This window comes from Pseudomonas sp. MH10 (assembly GCF_034353045.1).
Classification (GTDB): domain Bacteria; phylum Pseudomonadota; class Gammaproteobacteria; order Pseudomonadales; family Pseudomonadaceae; genus Aquipseudomonas.
The window spans coordinates 110323-129688 of record NZ_CP133783.1; the positions used below are offsets into that span (position 1 = coordinate 110323).

Annotated in this window: 16 protein-coding genes, 3 tRNA genes and 1 riboswitch; of the genes, 17 read left to right on the forward strand and 2 right to left on the reverse strand. The window is 57.2% G+C overall.

Going from position 1 to position 19366, the window contains the following annotated elements; all coding sequences use genetic code 11:
* The first annotated feature begins 26 nt into the window (after positions 1 to 26).
* The 9 genes from RHM59_RS00480 (at position 27) to astE (ending at position 9941) form a co-directional block, all read left to right on the forward strand.
* Positions 27 to 791, forward strand: a complete 765-nt coding sequence (locus tag RHM59_RS00480) for an ABC transporter ATP-binding protein (protein WP_322285720.1) — start codon at positions 27 to 29, stop codon at positions 789 to 791.
* A 134-nt stretch (positions 792 to 925) separates the two neighbouring features.
* Positions 926 to 1906 (forward strand): transcriptional regulator ArgR, encoded by a 981-nt coding sequence (argR, locus tag RHM59_RS00485; protein WP_322168322.1) that lies wholly within the window; start codon positions 926 to 928, stop codon positions 1904 to 1906.
* 205 nt (positions 1907 to 2111) lie between these two features.
* Positions 2112 to 3332 (forward strand): aspartate aminotransferase family protein, encoded by a 1221-nt coding sequence (locus tag RHM59_RS00490; protein WP_322168324.1) that lies wholly within the window; start codon positions 2112 to 2114, stop codon positions 3330 to 3332.
* Positions 3333 to 3457: 125 nt separating this feature from the next.
* On the forward strand, positions 3458 to 4489 hold the full coding sequence (aruF, locus tag RHM59_RS00495) for an arginine/ornithine succinyltransferase subunit alpha (RefSeq protein ID WP_322285721.1): 1032 nt from the start codon (positions 3458 to 3460) through the stop codon (positions 4487 to 4489).
* 76 nt (positions 4490 to 4565) lie between these two features.
* Positions 4566 to 5591, forward strand: coding sequence for an arginine N-succinyltransferase (gene astA, locus RHM59_RS00500; RefSeq protein ID WP_322285722.1), 1026 nt, complete (start codon positions 4566 to 4568; stop codon positions 5589 to 5591).
* On the forward strand, positions 5588 to 7057 hold the full coding sequence (gene astD, locus RHM59_RS00505; RefSeq protein WP_322285723.1) for a succinylglutamate-semialdehyde dehydrogenase: 1470 nt from the start codon (positions 5588 to 5590) through the stop codon (positions 7055 to 7057). Before astA ends, astD begins: the two co-directional genes overlap by 4 nt.
* A 170-nt stretch (positions 7058 to 7227) precedes the next feature.
* Entirely contained in the window at positions 7228 to 8574 is a 1347-nt protein-coding gene (gene astB / locus RHM59_RS00510) for an N-succinylarginine dihydrolase (RefSeq protein WP_322285724.1), read from the forward strand.
* 29 nt (positions 8575 to 8603) lie between these two features.
* Positions 8604 to 8891 (forward strand): topoisomerase II, encoded by a 288-nt coding sequence (locus RHM59_RS00515; protein ID WP_322285725.1) that lies wholly within the window; start codon positions 8604 to 8606, stop codon positions 8889 to 8891.
* 39 nt (positions 8892 to 8930) lie between these two features.
* Complete coding sequence (gene astE, locus RHM59_RS00520) at positions 8931 to 9941, forward strand: succinylglutamate desuccinylase (RefSeq protein ID WP_322285726.1); 1011 nt, start codon at positions 8931 to 8933, stop codon at positions 9939 to 9941.
* A gap of 103 nt (positions 9942 to 10044) precedes the next feature.
* Here the strand turns inward: astE and RHM59_RS00525 are convergent, their stop codons facing one another.
* On the reverse strand, positions 10045 to 10557 hold the full coding sequence (locus RHM59_RS00525; RefSeq protein ID WP_322168338.1) for a 6,7-dimethyl-8-ribityllumazine synthase: 513 nt from the start codon (positions 10555 to 10557) through the stop codon (positions 10045 to 10047).
* A 131-nt stretch (positions 10558 to 10688) separates the two neighbouring features.
* Positions 10689 to 10858: riboswitch (FMN riboswitch) on the reverse strand.
* Positions 10859 to 11074: 216 nt separating this feature from the next.
* Between RHM59_RS00525 and ltaE the strand changes: the two genes are divergently transcribed.
* The 7 genes from ltaE (at position 11075) to RHM59_RS00560 (ending at position 16930) form a co-directional block, all read left to right on the forward strand.
* The gene (gene ltaE, locus RHM59_RS00530; RefSeq protein WP_322285727.1) at positions 11075 to 12079 is read left to right on the forward strand and encodes a low-specificity L-threonine aldolase; all 1005 of its coding nucleotides are present in this window, start codon (positions 11075 to 11077) and stop codon (positions 12077 to 12079) included.
* Positions 12080 to 12226: 147 nt separating this feature from the next.
* Complete coding sequence (gene alaS / locus RHM59_RS00535) at positions 12227 to 14845, forward strand: alanine--tRNA ligase (protein WP_322285728.1); 2619 nt, start codon at positions 12227 to 12229, stop codon at positions 14843 to 14845.
* A gap of 91 nt (positions 14846 to 14936) precedes the next feature.
* Positions 14937 to 16172 carry an aspartate kinase gene (locus tag RHM59_RS00540; RefSeq protein ID WP_322184099.1) on the forward strand — a complete coding sequence of 412 codons (1236 nt, stop codon included), beginning with the start codon at positions 14937 to 14939 and terminating at the stop codon, positions 16170 to 16172.
* 82 nt (positions 16173 to 16254) lie between these two features.
* Positions 16255 to 16443: a carbon storage regulator CsrA gene (gene csrA, locus RHM59_RS00545; protein WP_002554426.1), complete on the forward strand. Its 189-nt coding sequence runs from the start codon at positions 16255 to 16257 to the stop codon at positions 16441 to 16443.
* A gap of 62 nt (positions 16444 to 16505) precedes the next feature.
* Positions 16506 to 16596: transfer RNA gene (locus RHM59_RS00550), tRNA-Ser, on the forward strand.
* Between the two features lie 107 nt (positions 16597 to 16703).
* Positions 16704 to 16780, forward strand: a tRNA-Arg gene (locus tag RHM59_RS00555).
* A gap of 73 nt (positions 16781 to 16853) precedes the next feature.
* Positions 16854 to 16930 (forward strand) — tRNA-Arg (locus RHM59_RS00560).
* Positions 16931 to 16971: 41 nt separating this feature from the next.
* Here RHM59_RS00560 and RHM59_RS00565 read toward each other — a convergent pair.
* Positions 16972 to 17478, reverse strand: coding sequence for a cell envelope protein SmpA (locus RHM59_RS00565; protein WP_322285729.1), 507 nt, complete (start codon positions 17476 to 17478; stop codon positions 16972 to 16974).
* Positions 17479 to 17787: 309 nt separating this feature from the next.
* Between RHM59_RS00565 and mgtE the strand changes: the two genes are divergently transcribed.
* Positions 17788 to 19230 carry a magnesium transporter gene (gene mgtE / locus RHM59_RS00570; RefSeq protein WP_322168348.1) on the forward strand — a complete coding sequence of 481 codons (1443 nt, stop codon included), beginning with the start codon at positions 17788 to 17790 and terminating at the stop codon, positions 19228 to 19230.
* Positions 19231 to 19366 lie beyond the last annotated feature (136 nt).

Here is a 19366-nt window from a genome sequence, read left to right on the forward strand (position 1 = left end):
GCGAACTGTTTTGTGAGAACCCAACGATGAACAAGCTAGAAGTCCACGACCTGCACAAACGCTACGGCAGTCATGAAGTGCTCAAGGGCGTGACCCTGACGGCCAAGGCGGGCGATGTGATCAGCATCATCGGTTCCAGCGGCTCGGGCAAAAGCACTTTTTTGCGCTGCATCAACCTGCTTGAACAACCCCATGCCGGCAAAATCGTCCTGAACAACGAAGAGCTGAAATTGGTGGCGAACAAGGAGGGCGGCTTGAAAGCCGCTGACCCGAAACAGCTGCAACGTATGCGGTCGCGGTTATCGATGGTGTTCCAGCACTTCAATTTGTGGTCACACATGACCGCCTTGGAAAACATTATCGAAGCGCCCATCCATGTGCTGGGCATGTCAAAAAAAGACGCCCTGGAAAAGGCCGAGCATTACCTGTCCAAAGTCGGCGTTTCGCACCGCAAGCATGCGTATCCGGGGCATATGTCCGGCGGCGAACAACAGCGCGTAGCGATTGCACGGGCGTTGGCGATGGAGCCCGAGGTCATGCTGTTTGATGAGCCAACCTCGGCGCTTGACCCTGAGTTGGTTGGCGATGTGCTGAAGGTGATGCAAGCGCTGGCACAGGAAGGGCGAACCATGGTGGTGGTCACGCATGAAATGGGCTTTGCCCGTGAAGTCTCGAACCAGCTGATTTTTCTGCACAAGGGTCAGGTCCAAGAGCGCGGCGACCCTCGTGACGTATTGATAAACCCTCAGTCAGAGCGTCTTCAGCAGTTTCTGTCTGGCAGCTTGAAGTAACGAAACATTTTTGACTGTGCCTTTCGCACCAGAACACGTCATGCTCCGCGTCACCGCAAGACTTGGTTCCACCGATAAAGATCGAGCGCACTGATGCTCGACCCACAACCGCCATACGTTTCGGATTGCACGCTATGACTGCCCATCGAATTGGTTTTCTCATCTGGCCCGGCACCAAAGCCTTGACGCTGGCACTGGCCGAGGAAGCCTTGCGTGTTGCACAGCGCGTCCACCCAGAAGTGGTTTACGACTTGCTGTTTTTGCAGGCCGAACCGCCCGTGGAAGGTGCCTGGCAATTGCCGGGTGAACCATGGCTGGGGCGTCTGGAAGGCTGTCAGAAGTTGTTTCTGCTGGCCGATGAGCCACCGGCGTCAATGACCTCGGCACTGAGTGCCTCGCTCAAGCAACTGGTGCGTGCCGGGTGTGTGATCGGCGGGCTCTCTGCCGGGGTTTATCCCTTGGCCCAGCTCGGTTTGCTCGACGGTTACCGTGCGGCGGTGCACTGGCGCTGGCAGGACGATTTTGCCGAGCGTTTTCCAAAGGTGATCGCCACCAGCCATTTATTCGATTGGGACCGCGACCGTTTGACCGCCTGCGGCGGGTTGTCGGTGCTGGATCTGATGTTGGCCGTTTTGGCCCGTGACCATGGCGCCGAGCTGGCTGGTGCGGTGTCGGAAGAATTGGTGGTGGAGCGCATTCGCGAGGGCGGCGAGCGCCAGCGGATTCCGTTGCAAAATCGTCTGGGGTCCAGCCATCCGAAGCTGACCCAGGCCGTGTTGCTGATGGAGGCCAATATTGAAGAGCCGCTGACCACCGACGAAATCGCTCAGCACGTGTGCGTGTCACGTCGGCAACTGGAGCGGATTTTCAAGCAATACCTCAATCGCGTACCAAGCCAGTACTACCTGGAGCTGCGCTTGAACAAGGCGCGGCAGATGCTGATGCAGACCAGTAAATCGATTATCCAGATCGGTTTGTCCTGTGGATTTTCCTCCGGGCCGCATTTCTCCAGCGCTTACCGTAACTTCTTCGGCGCCACCCCTCGAGAAGACCGTAACCAGCGCCGCAGCAGCAGCCCGTTTGAATTGTCATCGGTGCCGTCTGAGCGAGGTTGATACCCGTAGATTGCGGCTCAAACCATGAAAACGTTTAAACTGCCTTTTTCCGACGTTATATGTCGCATTGCCGAAAGCCACTGATAAACACGGTTTTGCGCTGTAACAAGTTGTCGCTTGGCGGCAAGGTCGGACCCACATCAGTCCTTACAATCCTCCCATCGTTTGCCCGTTTCAGGCAGACGTACCTCTTCAGGAGACTCCGATGTCCGTTGAGCATGCTCAGGTGCAACGCACCGATTTTGACCAGGTAATGGTCCCTAACTACTCGCCAGCGGGCTTTATCCCCGTGCGTGGTGCGGGTTCCCGCGTCTGGGATCAATCGGGTCGCGAATTGGTGGATTTCGCCGGCGGCATCGCAGTAAACGTGCTCGGCCATGCCCACCCGGCATTGGTCCGTGCGCTGACCGAGCAAGCCAATACCCTGTGGCACGTGTCCAACGTATTTACCAACGAACCTGCCCTGCGGCTGGCGAAGAAACTGGTCGACGCCACCTTTGCTGAGCGTGCGTTTTTCTGTAACTCAGGTGCCGAGGCGAACGAGGCTGCATTCAAGCTGGCGCGTCGGGTCTCTCATGACCTGTACGGCCCGGAAAAATATGAAATCATTGCCGCGCTCAACAGCTTCCACGGTCGCACCTTGTTCACCGTGAACGTTGGCGGTCAGTCCAAATATTCCGATGGCTTCGGTCCGAAAATCGTCGGCATCACCCATGTTCCGTTCAATGACCTGGACGCGCTGAAAGCGGCGATTTCCGACAAGACCTGCGCCGTGGTGCTAGAGCCGGTACAAGGCGAGAGCGGTGTTATTCCGGGTGAATTGGCCTATTTGCAAGGCGCGCGGGATGTGTGCGACAAGCACAAGGCGCTGCTGATATTCGACGAAGTGCAGACCGGCATGGGCCGTTCCGGCGAGCTGTTTGCCTACATGCATTACAACGTGATCCCAGACATCCTCACCAGCGCCAAAAGCTTGGGCGGTGGGTTCCCGATTGCCGCGATGCTGACCACCGAAACACTGGCCAATCACCTGACTGTAGGCACCCACGGCACAACCTATGGGGGAAACCCGCTGGCCTGCGCCGTGGCTGAAGCGGTGATCGACATCGTTAATACCCCGGAAACACTGTCGGGCGTTCACGCCAAGCGCGCGCGGTTCCAAGCGCGTCTGGAACAGATCGGCAAGCAATACGGCGTCTTCACCCAAGTGCGTGGCTTGGGCCTGTTGATCGGGTGTGTGCTCAGCGATGCCTGGAAAGGCAAAGCCAAAGACATCTTCAATGCCGCCGAAAAAGAAGGCGTGATGGTCCTGCAAGCCGGTCCAGATGTGATCCGTTTCGCGCCAAGCCTGGTGGTGACTGAAGTCGATATTGATGAAGGCTTGAACCGTTTTGAACGCGCTATCGCCAAGCTGACCCAGGCGTGAAGGGCTGCTGATATGTTGTTGCTGTTGTTCTAAAGCGGTACCCCTCGGCGTTGGTCATATTGCCAGCGTCGGTTTTTTTTCTGTGTCGGCGATGCCGGCCTGTATTTTTGGTAAGGAGTGACACCATGCTGGTGATGCGCCCCGCGCAAATGGCTGATCTGGGCGAGGTACAGCGTCTGGCCGCAGACAGCCCGATTGGTGTCACTTCCTTGCCGGACGATGCTGAACGCTTGACCGACAAGATCGCCGCTTCGGAAGCCTCGTTCGCCGCTGAAGTCAGTTTCAACGGTGAAGAAAGCTACTTCTTCGTGCTCGAAGACAGCGACACCGGGCGCCTGGTGGGGTGTTCCGGGATTGTCGCATCAGCGGGCTATTCCGAACCCTTCTATAGCTTTCGTAACGAGACCTTTGTTCACGCGTCTCGCGAACTGAAGATTCACAACAAGATTCACGTGCTGTCGCAATGTCACGACCTGACAGGCAACAGCCTGCTCACCAGTTTTTATGTGATCCCGGAATTGGTCGGCACCCACTGGTCTGAGCTCAATTCCCGTGGGCGCCTGCTGTTCGTCGCCGGTCATCCGGAGCGCTTTGCCGACTCGGTGGTCACCGAAATCGTCGGTTACAGCGATGAGCACGGCGACTCGCCGTTTTGGGACGCCATCGGCCGTAACTTCTTCGACCTGAACTACGCCGAGGCCGAGCGTCTGTGCGGCCTGAAAAGCCGGACCTTTCTCGCTGAATTGATGCCGCATTACCCGATATACGTGCCATTGCTGCCTGACGCCGCGCAAGAGTCCATGGGTCAAGTGCATCCGCGTGCGCAGATCACGTTCGACATCCTGATGCGCGAAGGTTTTGAGACCGACCATTACATCGATATTTTCGACGGTGGCCCGACCTTGCATGCGCGAGTGTCCGGTATCCGCTCGATCGCTCAGAGCCGATTGGTCCCGGTGAAGCTCGATACGGTGAAAACCGCTGATATCGGCAAAGGCGGGCGCCAATATCTGGTCGCCAACGGCCAATTGCAGGATTACCGCGCGGTGCTGTTGGAGCTCGACTGGGCGCCGGGCAAACCGGTCAACCTGAGTCTGGAAGCCGCCGAGGCACTGGGCGTGGGTGAAGGCGCCAGCGTTCGTATCGTGGCGGTTTAACAGGCGCCGTTGGCGTCTGGTTTGCAGGTTTAGCGAGATTCGCGGGTTCCCACGGGTGCCCGGTTGAGGAGAAAGCATGATCGTTCGTCCCGTACGCAGCAGCGACTTACCGAAACTGATCGAGTTGGCGCACACCACTGGCCCCGGCTTGACCACGCTGCCGGCCAATGAACAGCGCTTGGCGCACCGAATCAGTTGGGCCGAGAAAACCTTTCGTGGCGAAGCCGAGCGCGCCGACGCTGACTACCTGTTTGTCATGGAAGACGATGACGGCCACGTGGTAGGTATTTCCGCAATCGCCGGTGCCGTTGGACTGCGAGAGCCTTGGTACAACTACCGCGTAGGCCTGACGGTCAGTGCGTCTCAAGAACTGAACATCTACCGCGAAATACCGACGCTGTTCCTTGCCAACGACCTGACCGGCAATTCAGAGCTGTGTTCGTTGTTTTTACGTGGTGACAGTCGTACCGGTGTTAACGGTCGGTTGCTGGCCAAAGCGCGGCTGCTGTTTATTGCGGAATTCCCGAAGCTGTTCGGCAATAAAATCATTGCCGAAATGCGCGGCATGTCCAACGAAGCCGGGCGTTCACCTTTCTGGGAAAGCCTGGGACGGCACTTTTTCAAGATGGAATTTAGCCAGGCGGACTACCTGACGGGCGTGGGCAACAAAGCCTTCATCGCCGAACTGATGCCCAAGTTCCCGCTCTACACCTGCTTCCTCTCCGAAGATGCGCGCAACATTATCGGCCGTGTACACACCGACACCGAACCGGCATTGGCAATGCTCAAGAGCGAAGGCTTCAGTTATCAGGGTTATGTCGACATCTTCGACGCCGGCCCAGCCGTTGAATGTGAAACCACCAAGATCCGCGCCGTACGCGACAGTCAGGCATTGGTCCTGGCCATCGGTACGCCGGGGGACGACGCGACGCCGTTTCTGATTCATAACCGCAAACGCGAAGACTGCCGCATCACTGCTGCCCCGGCGCGGTTGGCCGCCGGCACGCTGGTGGTGGATCCGATGACCGCAAAACGCTTGCGGCTGAGCGCCGGTGATCAAGTGCGTGCGGTGCCGTTGTCCGCCACAAGGGAGGGTGTGTGATGAGCACGCTGTATATCGCGGGTGCCTGGCACGCCGGGCAGGGTGAACCGTTCGAGTCGTTGAACCCGGTCACTCAGGCGGTGGTGTGGTCTGGGCAAGGCGCCAACGCTGAGCAGGTTGATGCCGCGATCAAGGCGGCGCGACACGCATTCCCAGCCTGGGCCAAGCGTTCGCTGGATGAGCGCATCGTGCTGCTGGAAGCGTTTGCCGCGAGCCTGAAAACCCATGCCGACGCCTTGTCTCGCTGCATTGGCGAAGAGACCGGTAAACCGCTGTGGGAATCGGCCACCGAAGTCACCAGCATGATCAACAAGATCGCGATTTCGGTGCAGAGCTACCGTGAGCGAACCGGCGAAAAAAGCGGCCCATTGGGCGATGCGACTGCCGTGCTGCGGCATAAACCCCATGGCGTGGTCGCGGTGTTTGGTCCGTACAACTTTCCTGGGCATCTGCCCAATGGCCATATCGTGCCAGCGTTGTTGGCGGGTAATACGGTGTTGTTCAAACCAAGCGAGCTGACCCCAAAAGTCGCCGAGCTGACGGTCAAGTGTTGGATCGAAGCCGGTTTGCCAACCGGGGTGTTGAACCTGCTGCAAGGCGCTCGGGAAACCGGCGTTGCGCTGGCGTCGAACCCTGGCATCGACGGGTTGTTTTTCACCGGGTCTAGCCGTACCGGAAACTTGCTGCACCAACAATTTTCCGGACGCCCGGAGAAGATCCTGGCGCTAGAAATGGGGGGCAACAATCCGCTGATCGTCGATCATGTTGAAGACATTGAAGCCGCTGTGTACACGGTGATTCAGTCGGCCTTTATTTCTGCCGGCCAGCGTTGTACCTGCGCCCGGCGTTTGTTGGTGCCCGAAGGTGCATGGGGCGATGCGTTGCTTGCACGGCTAGTGGCAGTGACCGCAACGATTGAAGTCGGTGCGTTCGATCAACAGCCAGCACCGTTCATGGGTTCGGTCATTTCCTTGGGCGCGGCGCGTGCGTTGCTCGATGCCCAGGAGTTGCTATTGGCCAATGGCGCCGTGGCCTTATTGGAAATGACGCAGCCGCAGGCTAACGCCGCATTGCTCACCCCAGGGATTCTCGACGTCAGTGACGTGACTGATCGGGCCGATGAAGAGTTGTTCGGACCGCTGCTACAAGTGATCCGCTATGCTGATTTTGAGGCGGCCATCGCCGAAGCCAATGACACCCACTACGGCTTGGCGGCGGGGCTGTTGTCCGACTCCGAAGCGCGTTATCAGCAGTTTTGGCTGGAAAGCCGGGCGGGTATTGTCAACTGGAACAAGCAATTGACCGGCGCTGCAAGTAGCGCGCCGTTCGGCGGGGTCGGCGCCTCGGGCAACCATCGCGCCAGCGCCTACTACGCGTCAGATTATTGCGCTTATCCGGTGGCCTCACTGGAAGCGCCGCGCATCAGTTTGCCGGAGACGTTGACGCCGGGCATCACGCTTTCCTGATGCAGCATTTCTGTGGGACCGAATTTATTCGGGAAGCCGGCTATGCGGATTGTCTGACTTGACCGCGTTGTTGCCTTCCCGAATGAATTCGGTCCCACCGGAATTCAGGTGATTCACAATAGCAGTCATAAAAAACACATTTACCGACCGAGCCTTGCCGATGAAACCCTATGAAATCCTATGAAGTCAATTTTGACGGTTTAGTGGGCCCGACCCATAACTACGGCGGCTTGTCTTACGGCAACGTTGCGTCACAGAGCAACTGCCAGCAGTCTTCCAACCCCAAGGAAGCCGCGCTGCAGGGCTTGGCCAAGATGAAAGCGTTGATGGAAATGGGGTATGTCCAAGGCGTCCTGGCACCTCAAGAGCGTCCGGATCTGGCCGGATTGCGTGCCCTTGGGTTCACCGGCAACGACGCGCAGGTGATCGAAAAAGCGGCCAAAGACGCGATGCCCTTGCTGGTTGCCAGTTGCTCGGCATCCAGCATGTGGGTGGCCAACGCCGCCACAGTCAGCCCAAGTGCTGATACCGCTGATGGTCGGGTGCATTTCACCGCCGCCAACCTGAACTGTAAATACCATCGCAGCATTGAACACCCGACCACCAGTCGCGTACTGGGGGCGATGTTCGCCAATCAGCAGCACTTCGCCCACCACGCGGCGTTACCCGCCGTGGCGCAGTTCGGCGATGAGGGCGCGGCTAACCACACGCGCTTTTGCCACGATTATGGCCAGCCCGGCGTCGAGCTTTTCGTGTTCGGGCGCAGTGCGTTCGACACCCGTTACCCATCCCCGCAGAAATACCCTGCGCGACAAACCCTCGAAGCTTCACAGGCGGTGGCGCGTTTGCACGGTTTGAGCGAGGAGGGTGTGGTCTTTGCCCAGCAAAACCCGGCGATGATCGATCAGGGTGTGTTCCATAACGATGTGATCGCGGTGGGGAACGGTGAAGTGCTGTTCTATCACGAGGATGCGTTTCTCAATACCGACCATATGCTGGCTCAATTGCACGACAAACTGAGCCGTCGCGGCGGGCGTTTTCGGGCGATCTGTGTGCCACGCGCCGAAGTTGCAGTAGAAGACGCCGTGCGCTCTTACCTGTTTAACAGTCAGTTGCTCTCGCGTGCTGATGGATCGATGTTGCTCATCGTTCCCGAAGAGTGCCGTGGCAACGAGCGGGTGTGGCAGTATTTGCAGCGCCTGCTGGCCGACGACGGCCCTGTGGCAGAAGTAAAGGTCTTCGACCTCAAGCAAAGCATGCAGAACGGCGGTGGCCCGGCGTGCTTGCGTTTGCGCGTCGCGCTGAACGAAACCGAACTGGCAGCGGTAAACCAAGGCGTTATCATGACCGCGCCGCTGTACGGCACGTTGACGCACTGGGTCGAAAAGCATTACCGCGACCGTGTGAGCGAAAACGACCTGGCTGATCCGACCTTGCTGGTCGAATGCCGTGCGGCACTGGATGAACTGACCCAGCTCCTTAAGCTGGGCTCGGTCTATCCTTTTCAACTTAATTGACTTTCAATCCTTTTACAGAGCACTGAATCATGAGCGACATCCTGCAGTTAATCCTTGAAGACACCGATGGCACCCAGCTGGAAACCACCTGCACCCGCGTGGCCGTTCTGTGGCAGGGCAAGGAATTGTGGATTCAGCACGACGGCCGTGGCCAGTTATTGATTGGCGTTGACGTTGAAGAAGGCGATGCCGAATACGCCAACCTGTTGCTGCGTCCGCTGGCGACCAACCTGGTGAGCCTGCAACTGGAAATGGAACCGGCCGACGTCGGCGACGGCCAAGAGCACGTTCATGGCCCTGACTGCGATCACGACTGAATCGATCTTCCTGACGTCGCTCAATTAGGTGCATGACTTATGCTCGCTCTCGGCAAGCTGCTTGAACTGACCCTGGCCGGTCGCGAACCGGCGCAAAAGACTCAACTGACGGTTGATGGCGTGCGCTTGCATTGGCTGAGCGAAGGGGCCCTTGAAGTGAGCCCAGCCGAAGGGCAGGACAACGGGATGGACTTGCTGCTGTCTGCCGGTATCCACGGTAATGAAACGGCGCCCATTGAACTGCTTGATCAATTGCTGCGCGACATTGCGTGTGGCGATTTAGTGCCGCGGGCACGCATTCTGTTTCTGTTGGGTAACCCTGAGGCCATGCGTCGGGGCGAGCGGTATATCGAGCAGGACCTGAATCGGCTGTTCAACGGTCGGCATGAGCAAGCAACGGGTTTTGAGGCACTTCGCGCCTGTGAACTGGAGCGTCTGGCAGACAGCTTTTTCAGTCTGCCGGGTCGCCACCGCGTGCATTACGACCTGCACACGGCCATTCGTGGTTCGAAGATCGAGCAATTCGCGCTGTATCCCTGGAAAGAAGGCCGTCGGCATTCACGCCGGGAACTTGCGCGTTTGCACGCCGCCGGAATAAAAGCTGTCGTGCTGCAGAACAAGCCCTCCATCGTGTTCAGTTCCTATACCTACGACAAACTGGGCGCTGAGTCTTTCACGCTGGAGCTGGGCAAAGCGCGGCCGTTCGGGCAGAACCAGCAGGTCAACCTGCTGCTGTTGGAAATCTACCTGACAGAGTTGATCGAAGGCATAGAGCCTGAAGGTGCAGATTCGTCGCTCAGGGGTCTGCAGTTATTCAGCGTTGCCCGGGAAATCATCAAGCACAGCGATGCGTTTCAGCTTAATTTGCCTGCGGACGTCGAGAATTTTTCGGAGTTGAAGCAGGGCTTTGTGTTGGCTAACGATTTGGCGAGCAGCCTCTGGGTCGTTGAAGAGCAGGGCGCCCGGATCATCTTCCCCAATCCCAAGGTCAAGAATGGGTTGCGGGCGGGGATTTTGATCGTGCCAAGCAAAGGTGAAGCCTTGGTTTGATGCCGCTCAATCGGTAGGAGCCAACGTGTTGGCGAGGCATTAGATCTGATACACCTCATCAGACCTCTCGCCAACACGTCGGCTCCTACAGAAGTGGTTACCTTTAAACCGCGACGCGCTGCGGCAGTTCGTTACGGCGCAGGCTGCGGATTTTGTGCAGGGTGTCTGCACAGGTCTCGGCCGCTTCTGCGCCTTTTTGCACGAAGTGGTTGAAGAAGAACTGCTGGTGTTCGTCGCCTGCGTGGAAGTTATGAGGGGTGAGCACCACGGAAAAAACCGGGACCTCTGTTTCCATCTGCACTTGCATCAGCGCGCTGACCACCGATTGAGCGACGAACTCATGGCGATACAGACCGCCATCGACCACTAAACCAGCGGCGACGATGCCGGCATAGCGACCGCTCTTGGCCAGCAACTTGGCGTGCAGAGGAATTTCAAACGCACCGCCGACTTCGAAGAAGTCGATATCGGTCTCGGCGTAGCCGTGGTTGGCGATCTCGGCGATAAAACCTTTACGGCTTTGATCGACAATATCCTTGTGCCAGCAGGCCTGGATGAAGGCAATGCGTTCGTTGGGGTGGCTTTTGTTTTTGCTATCGATTGCGGTGGGTTGCATCAGTTCTGACTCCTGTTTAATGAAAAAAACAGGGCGTTTGGATCGAATGGGATGCCAAGGTACGTCGAGATCACGGCCGCAACAAAAAAGCTGTTCACGACGGTGCGCACGATACGACCCAGTGGTACCAATCCCGTTCTCTCTTCATCCGGACTATGACCGTCGGCCCCGGAATCAAACCGGGTCTGCTGACCTTGTCAGTGCGAAAACCGAAGCTTTACGCACCACAAGCGCTCGCGGGCTAAGCGCATTGCGCGCCATTACCGCCGGTGGGGAATCGCACCCCGCCCTGAGAACGTTGCCAACAGCATTTTCTGTCGGCGGTGAGTTTTTATCACAGATTCTCTGGCCGTGCTTGGTCACTTTCGTCTATGCACCCGGACATTCCCTTATATCGAACCCATAGGTTCATTGAGTGCAGACCTTGAATAAGCAACCCGGTGACCTCAGTAATGACCTATCCCCAATTCGTCCTTCGACTTAATATCGACGTCTTAACTCTTTCAGGAGCTTCACCGTGACGGCTATTGATCTGCGCAGCGACACCGTGACCCAGCCGACTGCCGGGATGCTTGAGGCTATGTCCAGCGCGGCGTTGGGCGATGACGTGTACGGCGAAGACCCGACGGTTAACCGGCTTGAAGCCTCCCTGGCTGAGCGTTTGGGTTTTGCCGCCGGCCTGTTCGTACCCAGCGGCACCATGAGCAACCTGCTTGGGTTGATGGCTCATTGCGGACGCGGCGAGGAATACATCGTCGGCCAACAGGCGCACACCTATAAATACGAAGGCGGCGGCGCAGCGGTGCTCGGTTCGATTCAGCCGCAGCCACTGGACTTCCAAGACGATGGTTCGTTGGACTTGAAACAGGTGCTGGCCGCGATCAAGCCCGATGACTTCCACTTTGCCCGCACCCGGTTATTGGCGTTGGAAAACACCGTGCAGGGCAAGGTGCTGCCGCTCTCGTACCTGGCGACTGCGCGTGAGTTCTGCGACGAACACGGACTGGCACTGCACTTGGACGGCGCGCGGTTGTATAACGCCGCAGTCAAACTGGGTGTCGATGCCAGAGAGATTACCCGTCATTTCGATTCGGTCTCTGTGTGCCTGTCCAAAGGCTTAGGTGCGCCGATCGGCTCAGTGCTGCTGGGCACTGCTCAATTGATTGGCAAAGCTCGACGTTTGCGCAAGATGGTCGGCGGCGGTATGCGCCAGGCCGGCGGACTCGCAGCGGCCGGGCTGTATGCCCTTGAGCATCAGGTCGAGCGCTTGGCTGACGATCATGCCAACGCCAGCGCCTTGGCCGAAGGCTTGCGGGGCTTTGGTTATTCCGTTGAGCCGGTGCAGACCAACATGGTGTACGTGCAGCTGGGTGCGCGAGCTGACGGGCTTAAATCCTTCTGCGCCGAGCGGGGGATCAAACTCAGCGCGGCACCTCGTTTGCGGATGGTGACGCACCTCGACGTTTCGTCGGCCCAGATTAAGCAGGTGATCGCAGCTTTTGCGGACTTCGCCCGCCGCTAAACACGCCGACAGTCCAATTGCGGGCTGACAATGTACAAACACGCTGTGCCGAGCGGCCAACGCCTATATAATGCGGCCCTTTGCAAGTCGCACCCTCTTTTGGACGTTTTGCACTTGCCTTTGGCAGCAGTCTCCGTGGAAGAACCTATGAAAAGCGCAGAAATTCGTGAAGCCTTCCTTCGCTTCTTCGAAGAGAAAGGTCACACCCGTGTAGCTTCCAGCTCGTTGATTCCGGGCAACGATCCCACCCTGCTGTTCACCAACGCAGGCATGAACCAGTTCAAGGACTGCTTCCTGGGCCAGGAAAAGCGCGCCTACACCCGCGCCGTCAGCAGTCAAAAATGCGTACGCGCCGGTGGCAAGCACAACGACCTGGAGAACGTCGGTTATACCGCGCGTCACCACACTTTTTTCGAGATGCTGGGTAACTTCAGCTTCGGTGATTATTTCAAGCGCGACGCGATCACCTTCGCCTGGACCTTTCTGACATCAGTGTTGGGCCTGCCCAAAGACAAACTGTGGGTTACGGTCTACGCCAGCGATGACGAAGCCTACGACATCTGGACCCAGGAGATTGGTGTGCCGGCCGAGCGTATGGTCCGTATCGGCGACAACAAAGGCGCGCCTTACGCATCCGATAACTTCTGGACCATGGGCGATACCGGCCCGTGCGGCCCCTGCACCGAGATTTTCTACGACCACGGCGCTGACATCTGGGGCGGCCCTCCGGGTTCACCGGAAGAAGACGGCGACCGTTACATCGAAATATGGAACAACGTGTTCATGCAGTTCAACCGCACTGCGGATGGCGTGCTGCACCCGTTGCCAGCGCCGTCGGTGGACACCGGTATGGGCCTGGAACGCATCAGCGCCGTACTGCAACACGTGCATTCCAACTACGAAATCGACCTGTTCCAAAGCCTGTTGGCGGCATCGGCCAAAGCCGTCGGTTGCACGAACGACGCGCAGCCATCGCTTAAAGTCGTGGCGGACCACATTCGTTCATGCGGCTTCCTGATCGCTGACGGCGTGCTGCCGTCCAACGAAGGGCGCGGTTACGTGTTGCGTCGGATTATTCGTCGCGCCTGCCGTCATGGCAACAAACTTGGCGCCACCGGCAGCTTCTTCTATCAGATCGTCGCGGCGCTAGTCGCGGAAATGGGCAGCGCGTTCCCTGAACTGACCCAGAACCAGTCGCACATTGAGCGCGTACTCAAAGCTGAAGAAGAGCAGTTCGCCAAAACCCTGGAACAGGGCCTGAAGATTCTGGAGCTGGACCTGGCTGAATTGAAAGGCACGGTGGTGCCCGGCGACGTCGTGTTCAAGTTGTATGACACCTACGGTTTCCCGATGGACCTGACCGGCGACATCGCTCGGGAACGTAACCTGACCCTCGACGAAGTAGGCTTTGAGCGTGAAATGGACGCTCAGCGCGTGCGCGCTCGTTCAGCCAGTGCGTTCGGCATGGATTACAACAGCCTGGTCAAAGTTGACGTACCGACCGAGTTTCTCGGTTACGGCGCGACCCGAGGCACGGCCAAAGTGGTTGCTCTCTATAAAGACGGCCAAGCGGTTGATCAGTTGAGCGAGGGCGAAGAGGGCGTTGTGATCCTCGACCAAACCCCGTTCTACGCTGAGTCCGGCGGGCAGATCGGCGATTGCGGTTACCTCGAAGCGGCCGGTGTGCGCTTTGATGTGCGCGATACCACTAAAACCGGTGGCGCGTTCCTTCACCACGGTGTGCTCGCTTCAGGCAGTCTTAACGCAGGCGCCGAGCTGACCACCGAAGTTGATGCCGACGTTCGTCATGCCACCTCCTTGAACCACTCGGCGACACACTTGCTGCACGCGGCATTGCGCCAAGTGTTGGGCGAGCATGTGACGCAGAAAGGTTCGTTGGTCGACAGTCAGCGCTTGCGTTTCGACTTCAGCCACTTCGAAGCGATCAAGCCAGAGCAGTTGAAAGCGCTGGAAGAAATCGTCAACCGCGAAGTGCGTAAGAATTCTCCGGTAGAAACCGTGGAAACCGATATCGAGACCGCCAAGAAGAAGGGCGCCATGGCGCTGTTCGGCGAGAAGTACGGCGATAACGTCCGTGTGCTGAGCATGGGCGGTGATTTCTCCGTTGAGCTGTGTGGCGGTATTCACGCTAATCGCACCGGTGACATCGCGCTGCTGAAAATCACCAATGAAAGTGGTGTGGCTGCGGGGGTTCGACGCATCGAAGCGGTGACAGGGGCTGCGGCACTGGCGTACCTCAATGCTGCCGAAGATCAACTCAAGGAAGCCGCAATTCTGGTCAAAGGCAGTCGCGACAACCTGCTGGACAAGCTTCTCGCAGTGATTGAACGCAACCGTCTTTTGGAAAAACAGCTGGACCAATTACAAGCCAAGGCGGCGAGCGCAGCGGGTGACGATCTGTCATCGGCCGCGCTGGACGTCAAAGGGGTCAAAGTCCTCGCCGTGCGCCTTGACGGTCAGGATGGTAAAGCCCTGTTGGCCTTGGTTGATCAGTTGAAGAACAAACTCGGCCGCGCAGTGATCCTGCTCGGCAGTGTCCATGAAGATAGGGTCGTACTGGTTGCAGGCGTAACCAAGGACCTGACTGGCCAACTCAAGGCCGGTGATTTGATGAAGCAAGCGGCTGCCGCCGTTGGAGGTAAAGGCGGTGGTCGTCCTGACATGGCTCAAGGTGGCGGCGTGGACGCCGGGGCGCTGGATGCAGCGCTGGCGTTGGCCGTGCCTTTTGTCGAGCAGGGTATCTAGTCGTCCTCCAGGCCTGCCGCATGCGGCAGGCTTTGGCGCTTGGGGTATGAATGTTTATTGGGCGCCCTTCATGGGCTGAGGCGGCTTTAAGATGGCTTTGATCGTACAGAAATTTGGGGGCACTTCGGTTGGCTCTGTCGAGCGAATTGAGCAAGTGGCCGACAAGGTTAAGAAGTTCCACGATGCAGGTACTGAGCTGGTGGTTGTGTTGTCGGCCATGAGCGGCGAAACCAACCGTCTGATCGGCCTGGCGAAACAAATCAGCGATCAACCGGTTCCGCGTGAGCTGGACGTGATCGTTTCCACCGGTGAGCAGGTGACCATCGCCTTGCTTGCCATGGCGCTGATCAAGCGCGGTGTGCCTGCGGTGTCCTACACCGGCAACCAGGTGCGCATCCTGACCGACAGCGCGCACAACAAGGCGCGTATTCTGCAGATTGATGATCAGAAGATTCGTGCTGATTTGAAAGCAGGCAAAGTAGTGGTCGTCGCTGGCTTCCAGGGCGTCGACGAGCACGGCAATATCACGACCCTGGGTCGTGGTGGTTCAGACACGACAGGCGTAGCCCTTGCGGCTGCACTGAAAGCGGATGAGTGCCAGATTTATACCGACGTCGATGGCGTCTACACCACCGACCCGCGTGTGGTGTCGAGCGCTCAACGGCTGGACAAGATCACCTTTGAAGAGATGCTGGAAATGGCCAGCCTCGGTTCAAAAGTGCTTCAGATCCGCGCGGTCGAGTTCGCCGGTAAATACAACGTTCCGCTGCGCGTATTGCACAGTTTCCAGGAGGGTCCGGGCACCCTCATTACCATTGATGAAGAGGAATCCATGGAACAGCCGATCATTTCCGGCATCGCCTTCAATCGCGACGAAGCCAAGCTGACCATCCGTGGCGTGCCAGATAACCCTGGTGTGGCTTTCAAGATTCTCGGCCCGATCAGCGCCGCGAACATCGAAGTGGACATGATCGTGCAGAACGTTGCGTACGATAACACCACCGATTTCACCTTTACCGTACACCGCAATGACTATCAGGCCGCCTTGTTGGTGCTGGAAAATACCGCGCGTGAAATCAGCGCGCGGGAAGTCGTTGGCGACACCAAGATTGCCAAGGTGTCTATCGTGGGTGTGGGTATGCGCTCCCATGCAGGAGTTGCCAGCCGTATGTTCGAATCGTTGGCCAAGGAGAGCATCAACATTCAGATGATCTCCACGTCTGAAATCAAGGTTTCAGTGGTCATCGAAGAGAAGTATCTGGAGCTGGCTGTACGTTCGCTGCACACTGCTTTTGAATTGGACGCACCGGCCCGCCAAGGCGAGTGACGCGTTGCCATAAGGCGCGGTGAAACGCGCCTGTAGTTTTTGCAGACTGTTGTCCCTGAAAGCAATGCATGAGGAGAAAGGTATGCTGATTCTGACTCGTCGGTGCGCAGAAAGCCTGATCATTGGTGATGGCGAAATCACTGTGACTGTGCTCGGCGTTAAAGGTAATCAAGTACGAATCGGCGTCAATGCCCCGAAAGAGGTTGCGGTTCACCGTGAGGAAATTTACCTGCGTATTAAGAAAGAGAAGGACGAAGAACCAAGTCATTAATTTTTATTGAAATTTAGGCTTTGCAAACGGGGGAAAGCTGGTTATTATACGCCCCGTGTTGCGGAGAGGTGGCCGAGTGGCCGAAGGCGCTCCCCTGCTAAGGGAGTACACCTCAAAAGGGTGTCGGGGGTTCGAATCCCCCCTTCTCCGCCATTATTTATGTAGTGCGTTGTAATCTGGCTTGAGCGGTAAGTGTCTGATTTTACTAGCAAAAGTTCTTGACTAAATGATTTAACGACCTATAATGCGCGGCAACAAATGCACTCGTAGCTCAGCTGGATAGAGTACTCGGCTACGAACCGAGCGGTCACAGGTTCGAATCCTGTCGAGTGCACCATTTCAAAGGTTGTTTGCAGTGATGTAAGTAACTTGCTTCAACCAGCGGTGGTCTGGTTTATCAAACACAAAATGCACTCGTAGCTCAGCTGGATAGAGTACTCGGCTACGAACCGAGCGGTCACAGGTTCGAATCCTGTCGAGTGCACCAAACACCAAAAAGCCTGCATCTTGATGCGGGCTTTTTGCTGTCTAACGTTTGCCTTTTACGCATCCTTCCTCATCGAAAACAACTTGGCTGCTGCGTCCATTTTTTGGCTCGTACGTATAGCGAGTTTCTCCGTTGCGACTCACCACTTTATCCGGCTTGCCCAAAGAGCTTTCTACGTCGCGCAGCGTCATGCCGACGCGGATCTGCTGCTGAATAATCGCGCGACGTCGTTGCTCGCTGCTCAACACATTTCCACAGCCATCATCATGTCGCCCTACAACGACTAATTCTTTATCGGTTCGCTGTGGGTCTGTGCGTGTTACCCGCCGGTCTTTAAAGGGCTCGGCTTCGGGCAAAAGCGACATCGTGCTGCCGGGTGTGGGGTTGTAAGCATTTTGCGACTGCATGCGATGGCCGTCGGGGCAGCCGTGATAGGTGAAGCTGACACGACCTTCGGGGTCCTCGCAGCGCTGAACGGTGGTGGCGGGTGCTGAAGGTGCGCAACTGAGCAGGGCGGCGATTAGCGTTGTTCGGGCAGTGGCAAGCATTTGAGGTCCTCCGTGACGCTCGCCTCCAAGCTTAACGCTTGGCCTAATGTGTAACCCGCGTGTTTTCTTCGCAGGATGTAACGTCACAGCACTGTTGAATTAATTGTGCGTCGCAAGCGCTTGTTCTTGCCAAGATTTTATAGGGTGCGAAGGCGGCATGCGTGTATCATTGCGCCCGTCAGCCCCGCCGGGGCTTGTGGAATACCTCCATGGACTTACCCAGTAGTAACTCGGCAACACGTTTTACCAATCATGAATTGACTGATTGATCTCCCCGGCGTGCTCCGCTGCTGGGAGTGGAGTTCGCCTATGACCGAAACAGAAGTAAAAAAATCGCAAGACAGCTTGCAGGACCGCCTCGCTCAAGTCATTGAGTTGCTGCAGCGGCAGCGAGTGGTCGAAGACCTGACTCATCGTCAGGAAGGTCAGCACCACGACCGTGTTGAAAACCTTGTTCACCGGCAGAACGTCGTCGAGTTGCAACGCAAGCTTGATGACCTGCACTCTGCCGACGTTGCCCACATCCTAGAAGCCTTGCCACTCGAAGATCGTCTGACGGTCTGGCAGTTGGTCAAAGCCGAGCGTGACGGAGACATCCTTCTCGAAGTTTCAGATTCCGTTCGTGAAACGCTGATCGCCGACATGGACGATCACGAACTCCTGGCTGCGGCCAAGGAAATGGACGCCGACGAACTCGCTGACCTTGCCCCTGAATTACCGCGTGACGTCGTTCACGAACTGATGGAGGCACTGGACGTCCAGCAGCGTGAGCGTGTGCGCTCTGCGTTGTCCTACAAGGATGATCAAGTTGGCGCCCTGATGGACTTCGAGATGGTGACGATTCGCGAGGACGTCAGCCTGGAAGTCGTCTTGCGTTACCTGCGCCGGCTCAAAGATCTGCCAGGCCATACCGATAAATTATTTGTGGTCGACAACGACGGCATACTCAAAGGCGTGCTGCCACTCAAGCGGTTGTTGGTCAACGACCCTGAGAAGCGAGTCGCGGCGGTCATGGCCAATGACACCGTCAGTTTTCACCCGGACGAAGACGCTTACGACGCCGCTCAGGCCTTCGAGCGTTATGACCTTATTTCTGCCCCCGTGGTCGACAAGAACGGCAAGCTGATCGGCCGTTTGACCATTGACGAAATGGTCGATTTGATTCGTGAGGAGAGCGAAAGCGAAGTCCTAAACATGGCGGGTCTGCGTGAAGAAGAAGACATCTTCGCGTCGGTCTGGAAGTCTCTGCGTAACCGTTGGGCGTGGCTGGCAATCAATCTGATCACCGCCTTCATCGCCTCACGGGTCATTGGCCTGTTCGAAGGCTCGATCGAGAAGTTGGTGGCTCTGGCCGCCTTGATGCCCATCGTCGCCGGCATTGGTGGCAACTCCGGCAACCAGACCATCACCATGATCGTGCGTGCAATGGCGCTGGATCAGGTCAGTACCGGCAACACCTCGCGCCTGATGCGCAAAGAGCTGATCGTCTCCTTGATAAATGGGTTGGTCTGGGGTGGGGTAATCGGTGTGGTTGCCTACTTGCTTTACGGAAGTTGGTCGCTTGGCGTGGTGATGACCGCTGCCATGACTCTCAACCTGTTGCTGGCGGCACTGATGGGCGTATTGATCCCGATGACGCTCGTGCGTATGGGGCGGGATCCGGCCATGGGTGCAAGCGTAATGATCACCGCGATGACCGACAGTGGCGGATTTTTTATCTTCCTGGGGCTGGCGACGATATTTTTGCTTTAAGCCAGCCTCGGATGTTTTACCCCCGTCAGCGTGGCTACGCTGGAAGGTGTAGCGACAGGTGCCAGACAGAATGATTGAGCAATAATTAAGCCTGATTCATGTTTGTGTCACATATTGATAGGTATTATCCGGCCGC